This is a genomic window from candidate division TA06 bacterium, assembly GCA_016208585.1.
Classification (GTDB): domain Bacteria; phylum Edwardsbacteria; class AC1; order AC1; family EtOH8; genus UBA5202.
Window position 1 is genome coordinate 63,816 of record JACQXR010000039.1, and the last position, 8,490, is coordinate 72,305.

Below are 8,490 nucleotides of genomic sequence, written 5' to 3' on the forward strand. Positions count from 1 at the left end.
TCCTTTATCACTTCCCCTGCGGCTTTAGCCGGCAGGTGCAGGAACCGGAGAGCTTCTTGCTATCGTCGATCTTCAAGGGCAGGCCATCGTGCTCCCAGTCCAGTATCCCGCCGTTGAGATTGGCCGCGTTGGCATAGCCCTGTTCCATCAGATATCTTACCGCCTCCTTGCTGCGCAAGCCCACCGAATCGGCGATGATCAGCGGCCGGTCCCGGGACAGCTCGGCCAGGCGGCTTTTTAGTTCCGGGGCTGGGATATAAAGCACTTCCGGCACGTCGAATTTCTTGTAATCGGTCTCGATTACCGCCCGCAGGTCTATGAACAGCGCACCGGCCCGGGCCTCGGCCAGCGCCTCCGCCCCGGAGAGATGCACCATCCCGGCAATCCGCAGGCCTTTGTTCTTAAAATGATTATCCTTTACCACAAAGCATGTCCTGAGTTGAATCGAAGGGACACCAAGACACACCATTAACGATTAACGATTTACGATTAACAAATAACGAAAATAGTGCCTTGGTGTTTGAATTTAAAATAACTTAAAACGTTACCAACAGATAGAACCCCGCACAAATCAGCAAAATGCCGGCGACGGTTCGTATAGCTGAATCCACCTTTTGTGCTTTGATCGAAGCCTTCCCGAAAGAAACGCCGAACAGGATGGCGCTGAGTGGCAGGCTGAATCCTACAGCAAACGCTGTCATCAGCGCCATGCCCCACAGAATGCGGCCCATCAGCAAACTGGCACCGATGACAATAAAAATGCCAGGATTGCACGGTAATGAACAAGCCCCCACGCCGCCGCCAAGAAACAATCCGCCCAACGCAGCGCCCATCTTTTTTCCGGAGGTTGATGGCGTGTCTTCCTTGCGAGTGAGGCCTGGCAGCCGAAAGGCAAACAATTGCAATGTTGCCAGCCCTACTAGAATCGCCACGACTCCGGCGAACAGCTTCCAATACCGTCCCAGAAACGCCTGGGCAGCTTGGCCCACCAGTCCGGCCACAAGCCCAAGAACAATCAGCGCCAGCGTTGTGCCGATGAGGAACCACACCGACGAAGTGAACGCAGACCGCCGATCCACATCCTGGCGTGTCCCCGAATAAGCCACCAGCATTCCCATGGCCGGCAAGGTGCAGCAAGCGCTGCCTATCGCGCTCACCAAACCCAAAAAGAAGGACAACGGCAAGGCCGCCGGCCCCATGCTGGCGGATTGCAGTGCCGTTGTAGCCCACTGCAGCATCAGTTGCACCCTGAAGATGAAGGCCCGCACCCGCCCGGCCCGCGAAGAAGCCACATAGGCTTGCAGGATTTTATCCTCGGTAATATCGCCCTGCACGCCAGCAATTCCGCGGCCCTTGCTCATAACTATCAGGCCCGGCAACGTTATTTGTGGCGCTATTTTGGAATACTCCGGCGGTGACGCCACCGCCTGTTTAGCCGGAACTGTTTTCTCAGGCAGTACGGTATCGGCTGCGGCACCCGGAGCGGGCGCAAATGCCTCCGTTGCGGGCTTGGCAACCGTTTGTCTTGGCCCCAGCAACTTGTAGCCAACTATTCCGGCAACCGCCAACAATGCGACAACGGTAACGGCAACTTTAATGCGCGAGTTCCCCGCTGGTTTTGCGTAATCGCACCCGGGTCCGCATGTCGTATCGGTTTGCGGCGCGACCGAATCATTGGTTTCTAATTCCATGTTGTTCATGGAATAGCTCCTTGATTTAAGGTTCAATGGTTTGGTTCATTGTCGGTTTCATCCGTGACCACAGCAGCAGCGTTGAGCTGACTACAACCGTCACACAACCCGCCTCCTGAAAGATAACCGCAATAACGGGCGTCATCAGGCCTATGACCCCCAGGGCCAATCCAACGACATTGTATATAATGGAAAAGAAAATATTCAGTTTGATTCGCCGCCGCACCTTGCCCGACATCCGCATAAAATCACCCACCCGGGAAATATCATCGCTCATCAGCGTGACATCGACAGTTTCTATAGCCACATCCGTATAACGTGGTGATGATAGCCAGCGCGGCATTTACGAAATAAGGTCCAATCTCCCAGTGGGCCATAGCCCAACTGGCGGCAATCAAAGCGGCGACAATTGCCGGAACGATGGACAATACGACCAGGTCTTTATACTTTGAGCTATCCTGTCCTTCAACCTCGCTCATTTTTCACTTTCTCTTTCGTCTCAGTTTTCTTTTTACTTTTGTCCGGTTGCGATGAACAGCCGCAATTTTTGCCGGAACCACAGCAACCGCCGGTCTTGGTCATGGACTTCCAGATTGCAGCTATGAATTCTTTTTTCCGTTTCTTGCCTGGGGTTTCCATTTGCGTTCCCCTTTTCATGATTTATTTGGTGATCGCCGACAGCTCATCGACGAAATATTTTTTATTCATCCACAGCGCCACGTTGACCAGCCCGATCATCACCGGCACCTCAACCAGCGGGCCTATTACCGCCGCGAAGGCCGCCCCGGAGTTGATGCCGAACACCGCCACCGCCACCGCAATGGCCAGTTCAAAGTTATTGCTGGCGGCAGTAAAGGCCAGGGTGGTGGTCTTGCCGTAACCGGCCCCGGCCTTTTTCCCCATCCAGAAGCTGACCAGGAACATGACCACGAAGTATATCAGCAGCGGCACGGCGATCCGCACCACGTCCATTGGTATCTTGACGATGTACTCGCCCTTCAGGCTGAACATCACCACGATGGTAAACAGTAGGGCGATTAGTGTAATGGGGCTGATCTTGGGAATGAATTTAGAGTGATACCATTCCTTGCTTTTATGCTTGATCAGCGCAAAACGGGTAGTGATTCCGGCCAGGAACGGTATGCCCAGGTAGATGAAGACGCTTTCGGCGATCTGCCCTATGGTGATATTGACCGCGCTGCCCTGCAGTCCGAACAGCGGCGGCAGCTTGGTGATGAAGACAAAGGCATAAACCGAGAAAAACAGCACCTGAAAGACGCTGTTGAAAGCCACCAGCCCGGCGGCATACTCGGTGTCTCCCTTGGCCAGGTCGTTCCAGACGATCACCATAGCGATGCAGCGGGCCAGGCCGATCATGATCAGCCCCACCATGTATTCGGGATAACCCGGCAGGAAGATGACGGCCAGGAAGAACATCAGGATGGGCCCGACCACCCAGTTCTGGAGAAGGGAAAGCCCCAGCACCTTCCAGTTCTTGAAGACATCGCCCAGCTCCTCGTATTTGACCTTGGCCAAAGGCGGGTACATCATCAGTATCAGCCCGATGGCGATGGGGATGTTGGTGGTTCCGACGCTGAACTTGAGGTTGAAGGAATGCACCGCAGCCGGGGACAGCCAGCCGATGAATACGCCGAGGGCCATGGCGGCGAAGATCCAGACCGTCAGATAGCGGTCCAGGAATGACAGCCGTTTGGAGAGATGCTCTGACATAGCTCTAATCCTTGCGTTTGGTTTTCGGTTTATGTGTATGCGGCCAACATTGCGCCAGCAAGTTGGCTCCCCTGGCCGCCCGGCGGTCCTGTTTGACCGCTTTATCTTCGGAAAGGCTGTTCAGGCACGCGCAGATGTTTTTTAAAGCGTTTTGGCAGCAAAGCCGGTAGTGGACCCATTTGCCTTTCCGGTCGTCTACGATCAGCCCGGCTTCTTTCAGGATGGAAAGGTGCCGGGAGATCCGCGACTGGCCCATGTCCAGGGCGGCCGTCAGCTGGCAGACGCACAGCTCGCCGTTCTCCAGCAATTTGACGATGCGCAGGCGGGTGGGGTCGCCCAGGGCCTTGAATATCTTGACTGTTTGTTTCATGCGTTGGTCCTGTTTTCTTGGCTCATAAACGTGCCGCCCGTCATTGCGAGTTTCACAACCTGCCTGGCGAACGGAGCAATCCGGGGCGGGGTCGGTTTTATCATATCAGTATATCTTGATATGCTAATATAATAAGTCAAAAAAGCAAAAATGTCAAGCCCCAGGTTTATTTTATTTTTTATATTGCAGACCGACTTTTTACGTGGTATATTTAAAACTAAACAATAAGGACACCTAACTATGCGTGTTTCCCGCTGGGGCTTTGTTTTAGCCAGTACCTTGGCCCTGGCCTCGGCCGGTTTTTTTGACCCAAATCCAATCCGCTGGACCTGGAAGCTTCGGTGGCAGTAAAATAAGGCATCAGATATGAAATACACTTTGGTATCCTGGAACGTCAACGGCCTGCGGGCCGTCTTCAAAAAAGGCTTCGCCCCGTGGGTGGGGAAAACCAGCCCCGACATCCTGTGCCTGCAGGAGACCAAGGCTAAGGCAGAGCAGGTGGTCAAGGAAATGGAATCTATCCGGGGATACAATATTCACTTCGCCTCGGCCCAAAGGCCCGGCTACAGCGGGGTGGCGCTGTTCTCCAAAGAAAAGCCTTTATCGGTTAAACAGACCTTCGGAGTGACCAGATTCGACGACGAGGGCCGGATCCTTCAGGCCGACTACGGGAAATTCATCCTGTTCAACATCTACTTTCCCAACGGCAAGGCTTCGCGGGAGCGGCTGAAATATAAGATGGATTTCTACGAATCTTTTCTAGTGGAGATGAAAAGGCTGTTGAAGAAGGACAAGAAGATCATCGTCTGCGGGGATGTCAATACCGCGCATAAGGAGATAGACCTGGCCCGGCCCAGGGAGAATTCCAAGGTCTCAGGCTTCCTGCCCCAGGAGCGGGATTGGGTAGACCGGTTTTTGGAGCAGGGTTTCCTGGACACCCTGCGGATTTTCAACCCATCGCCCGGCCAATACACCTGGTGGGATGTGATCAGCCGGGCCCGGGACCGCAACGTGGGCTGGCGGATAGATTATTTCTATGCCAGCGAAAATTTAAGGAAGAATATCAAGAAGGCCTACATTTTGCCGGAGGTAATGGGCTCGGACCACTGCCCAATCGGGTTGGAATTAGAAATATGATTTTCGCTTTTTTGCGAGAGGAGAGATACTATGGAAGATCGGGAAAAATCAAAAGAGCAGATGATAAGCGAACTTCACGCCCTCCGCATCCGCCTGGCCGAGGGCGAGGTGATGGAACTGGAGTTGAAGCGTACTTACGAAAAGCTGGCTGCATTGGAACAAATGGTTGACAGCCTGCCGATGGGCGTGACCATTTCCGACCTGGAGGGAAAAATCCTCTACTCCAACCCGGCCGAAGCCCAGATGCATGGTTATGCGGTGGAGGAGCTTTTGGGCCAGGAGGTGAAGATGTTTCCCCCCAGGGACGTTGGAGCCCGATTGATCCCGAGCAGGCCAAGAAGATCAGGCGGCTGGCCCGCGAGGCCCTGAACGTCCGCAAGGACGGCACCACCTTCAGCGCCAAGCTGACCTCGGACGTGGTCAAGAACCAGCGGGGGCAGGCCGTGGCCATCATCACCACCAGCGAAGAGCTGACCGCCAAGAAGCAGGCCCAGGCCTTCATGGCCGCGTTGTACAAGATCTCGGACAAGGCCGCCGTAGCGGTTGACCTGAAGAACCTCTGCGCCGACCTTCACAACATCATCGGCGGCCTGATCTACGCCAGGAATTTTTACCTGGCCATGTACGACCAGGAGTCTGACCAACTTTCCTTCACCTATTTTGTGGACGAGTTCTCGGCCGCTCCCGGCCCCCAAAAACTGAAGAAGGGGCTGATCAGACAGGTGCTGGAAACAGGCCAGGCCATGTTCGCCACCCAGGAGACTTATTCCCAAATGCTGCGGCAGGGCGGGTTCGAGGAGATGGACACCCCATTCGTCAACTGGCTGGGAGTGCCGCTGAAGAAGGACGGCCGGGTCTTCGGGGTGATGGTGATCAACAGCTATACCGAGGAGATATCCTTCGGCGAGACCGAGAAGGAACTGCTGGTGTTCGCCGCCCAGCAGATGGTCAATGCCATGGACAAGATCGTCATTCGTAAAAGAATATAATTTTCTTTCAACCCCGGACAAACGGCATGACCGGACTTAAAATGGGCGCAGAACATTGCGCTCATCTGCGTTTCGGGGCGCTTTTGGGCGTTTTTTATTTGGTATTTTTGCTTTGGTATTTTTGCTTTTGACTTTAACTGTGTTTTATGATATCGTTAAGTTAAGGATTAAGACCTTACTCTAAAACATGACTGCATCCCTCTCCGCCGCGGAGAGGAACCGAGGAAGAGGTCCGACTACTCTGTATAAACCAAAAATTACCAATAAACGAGGCATTATGCTGGATCCCAAATTCATCCGCGAAAACATCGAGCTGGTCAAAAAAGCCATCGCCCTCAAAGGGGAAAAGGCCGACCTGGGCCCGTTTCTGGAATTAGATACCAAACGTCGCACCATCGTTCAGGAAGTGGAACTTTTAAAGGCCCAGCGCAACAGCGTCTCCGAGGAGATCGCTAAATTAAAGAAAGAAAAGTCTCCCCGGTCCGACCAAAAGATCGTGGAGATGCGCCAGGTGGGCGACAAGATCAAGCTTTTGGACGACGAACTGCGGGCAGTAGAAGAAAAACTGTCCGAGGCCACCCTATCTCTGCCCAACATTCCGGACCCGTCAGTCCCCGAGGGCAAGGACGAGTCGGAGAACGTGGTGGATCGGGTAATAGGCGAAGAAAGGAAATACGACTTCGAGCTTAAGCCCCACTGGGAACTGGGCCAGAAATTAGACATCATAGATTTTGAACGCGGGGTCAAGGTATCCGGCAGCCGGTTTTATCTGCTCAAAGGCGCCGGGGCCAGACTGCAAAGAGCCTTGATAACCTGGATGCTGGACATTCACACCAAACAGCACGGCTACGGCGAGATCTATCCACCCTACCTGGTGAACCATGCCTGCCTGATCGGCACTGGCCAGTTGCCCAAGTTCGCCGATAACCTGTATCACGACGCCGAGGAGGATTTCTGGCTGATCCCCACCGCCGAGGTACCGGTGACCAACATGTACCGGGAGGAAATATTGGACGCCTCCCTCCTTCCCATCAACCACGTGGCCTACACCGCCTGCTTTAGGCGGGAGAAGATGTCGGCCGGCAAGGATGTCCGGGGCATCAAACGCGGCCACCAGTTTGACAAGGTGGAATTGGTGAAGTTCGTCCTGCCGGAGAAGTCCAACCAGGAACTGGACAAGCTGGTGGAAAACGCCTGCGCCATCCCGGAGCTGCTGGGCCTGCGCTACCGGATAGTCCAGCTGTGCACCGCCGACCTGACCTTCTCCTCTGTCAAAACCTACGACGTGGAGGTGTGGGCCCCGGGCTGCGGCGAGTGGCTGGAGGTCTCCTCCTGCTCCAGCTTCGGGGATTTCCAGGCCCGGCGGGCGAATATAAAATTCCGGCGGGAGCCCAAGGCCAAGCCGGAGTTTGTGCACACTTTGAACGGCTCGGGGCTGGCATTGCCAAGGACCATGATAGCAGTGATGGAGAATTACCAGAACGCCGACGGGAGCATTACCGTGCCGGAAGTTCTGCGGCCGTATATGGGAATGGATGTGATTAAGTAATACAACCTTAGCTTTGTTCTCAGCGATACCATGAATGATATCGCTGGTTATACATCAAGGCTTCACCGAAGCCTCTCATAGCCCAGACCGCACCGGCGGTCTTGATGAAATCAAGCGATAGCCTTCCTCCTTCGCAATGGCTACGGTGGATAAATCAGGCTATCGCCCAAAAATGAGGTTTTAAGGCCGTATCTGGGGATGGACATGATAAAGTGAGCTTTAAATGAAATTATAAAACACTAACGCAAGGTGACAAATGAAAAAGAACATCGGATCATCCCTGTTGTCATTTCTATTGGCAATTATCACCATTGCTTCATGCAACAGACAATCTATAATACCAGCATCAAGAATGCAGTCTCGGTTGAGTTTTTATGGATTTACCGTGGCAAGGCCGCTGGATACGGGATGGTTTGTATTACTAAGCGAGCAGAAAGATGATTTGGCAATGTTTAGGAAAAAGCTTAACTCAAATACTCACACCGCTTTTGTAAAGATTTCCTTAAGAAGAATGGCACGTGCTGCCACGAGCCTTGAGGATTTAGTATGTCTTGACAAAGAGGCACACGTATTTGAAGATACTGTGCGTTTTAAACTGCTAAATGTTACCCAAACACCGGGTATGCGTCAAGGCCAGTGGTGTGTTTATTCAACCGAGCAGATAATTGATAATAAGCCAGCCATTACCCCAAGTGTTCCACTTGCGGCGCGCGCACAGGGTTTTAGATGTATTCACCCCATTTATAAAAATACTGTTGCCCTTGTAGCCGAAATATCAGAACGTGGCATGGAGGAAGAAATGGACTCTTTAATTATAAAAGAAGGTGAAGAAATTTTAAAAAGCATTGTGTTAACCGATACCATGGGCGTACCATTTAAATAAGGAAGCGTTAATAAATAACCTTTACAAGTAGTTTATTTTGTGCTATAATGTTGGACATGAAAAACAATGTCCGACTCGAAGAACAATTTGCGCGTATCTGGCCCCACTTGAACGAACGGGCTCGTCGTTTGATGGCAGCC

General features: G+C 52.9%; 11 protein-coding genes. 5 read left to right on the plus strand and 6 right to left on the minus strand.

Annotated features, from left to right (window positions below; all coding sequences use genetic code 11):
- Positions 1–7 precede the first annotated feature (7 nt).
- From HY768_03335 to HY768_03360, 6 genes are all read right to left on the minus strand, one after another.
- The gene (locus HY768_03335; protein MBI4726252.1) at positions 8–424 is read right to left on the minus strand and encodes a rhodanese-like domain-containing protein; all 417 of its coding nucleotides are present in this window, start codon (positions 422–424) and stop codon (positions 8–10) included.
- Positions 425–536: 112 nt separating this feature from the next.
- Entirely contained in the window at positions 537–1,700 is a 1,164-nt protein-coding gene (locus HY768_03340) for a hypothetical protein (GenBank protein MBI4726253.1), read from the minus strand.
- Positions 1,701–1,716: 16 nt separating this feature from the next.
- Complete coding sequence (locus tag HY768_03345) at positions 1,717–2,034, minus strand: cation-translocating P-type ATPase (protein MBI4726254.1); 318 nt, start codon at positions 2,032–2,034, stop codon at positions 1,717–1,719.
- Between the two features lie 122 nt (positions 2,035–2,156).
- Entirely contained in the window at positions 2,157–2,330 is a 174-nt protein-coding gene (locus HY768_03350) for a hypothetical protein (protein ID MBI4726255.1), read from the minus strand.
- A 21-nt stretch (positions 2,331–2,351) separates the two neighbouring features.
- Positions 2,352–3,422, minus strand: a complete 1,071-nt coding sequence (gene arsB, locus HY768_03355) for an ACR3 family arsenite efflux transporter (protein ID MBI4726256.1) — start codon at positions 3,420–3,422, stop codon at positions 2,352–2,354.
- 4 nt (positions 3,423–3,426) lie between these two features.
- Positions 3,427–3,792: a metalloregulator ArsR/SmtB family transcription factor gene (locus HY768_03360; GenBank protein MBI4726257.1), complete on the minus strand. Its 366-nt coding sequence runs from the start codon at positions 3,790–3,792 to the stop codon at positions 3,427–3,429.
- Between the two features lie 366 nt (positions 3,793–4,158).
- Between HY768_03360 and xth the strand changes: the two genes are divergently transcribed.
- The 5 genes from xth (at position 4,159) to HY768_03385 (ending at position 8,350) form a co-directional block, all read left to right on the plus strand.
- Positions 4,159–4,929: an exodeoxyribonuclease III gene (xth, locus tag HY768_03365; GenBank protein MBI4726258.1), complete on the plus strand. Its 771-nt coding sequence runs from the start codon at positions 4,159–4,161 to the stop codon at positions 4,927–4,929.
- Between the two features lie 30 nt (positions 4,930–4,959).
- The gene (locus tag HY768_03370) at positions 4,960–5,298 is read left to right on the plus strand and encodes a PAS domain S-box protein (protein ID MBI4726259.1); all 339 of its coding nucleotides are present in this window, start codon (positions 4,960–4,962) and stop codon (positions 5,296–5,298) included.
- Between the two features lie 47 nt (positions 5,299–5,345).
- Positions 5,346–5,918: a GAF domain-containing protein gene (locus HY768_03375; GenBank protein ID MBI4726260.1), complete on the plus strand. Its 573-nt coding sequence runs from the start codon at positions 5,346–5,348 to the stop codon at positions 5,916–5,918.
- 277 nt (positions 5,919–6,195) lie between these two features.
- Positions 6,196–7,467: a serine--tRNA ligase gene (serS, locus tag HY768_03380; protein ID MBI4726261.1), complete on the plus strand. Its 1,272-nt coding sequence runs from the start codon at positions 6,196–6,198 to the stop codon at positions 7,465–7,467.
- A 256-nt stretch (positions 7,468–7,723) separates the two neighbouring features.
- Positions 7,724–8,350, plus strand: coding sequence for a hypothetical protein (locus HY768_03385; protein MBI4726262.1), 627 nt, complete (start codon positions 7,724–7,726; stop codon positions 8,348–8,350).
- Positions 8,351–8,490: the final 140 nt, after the last annotated feature.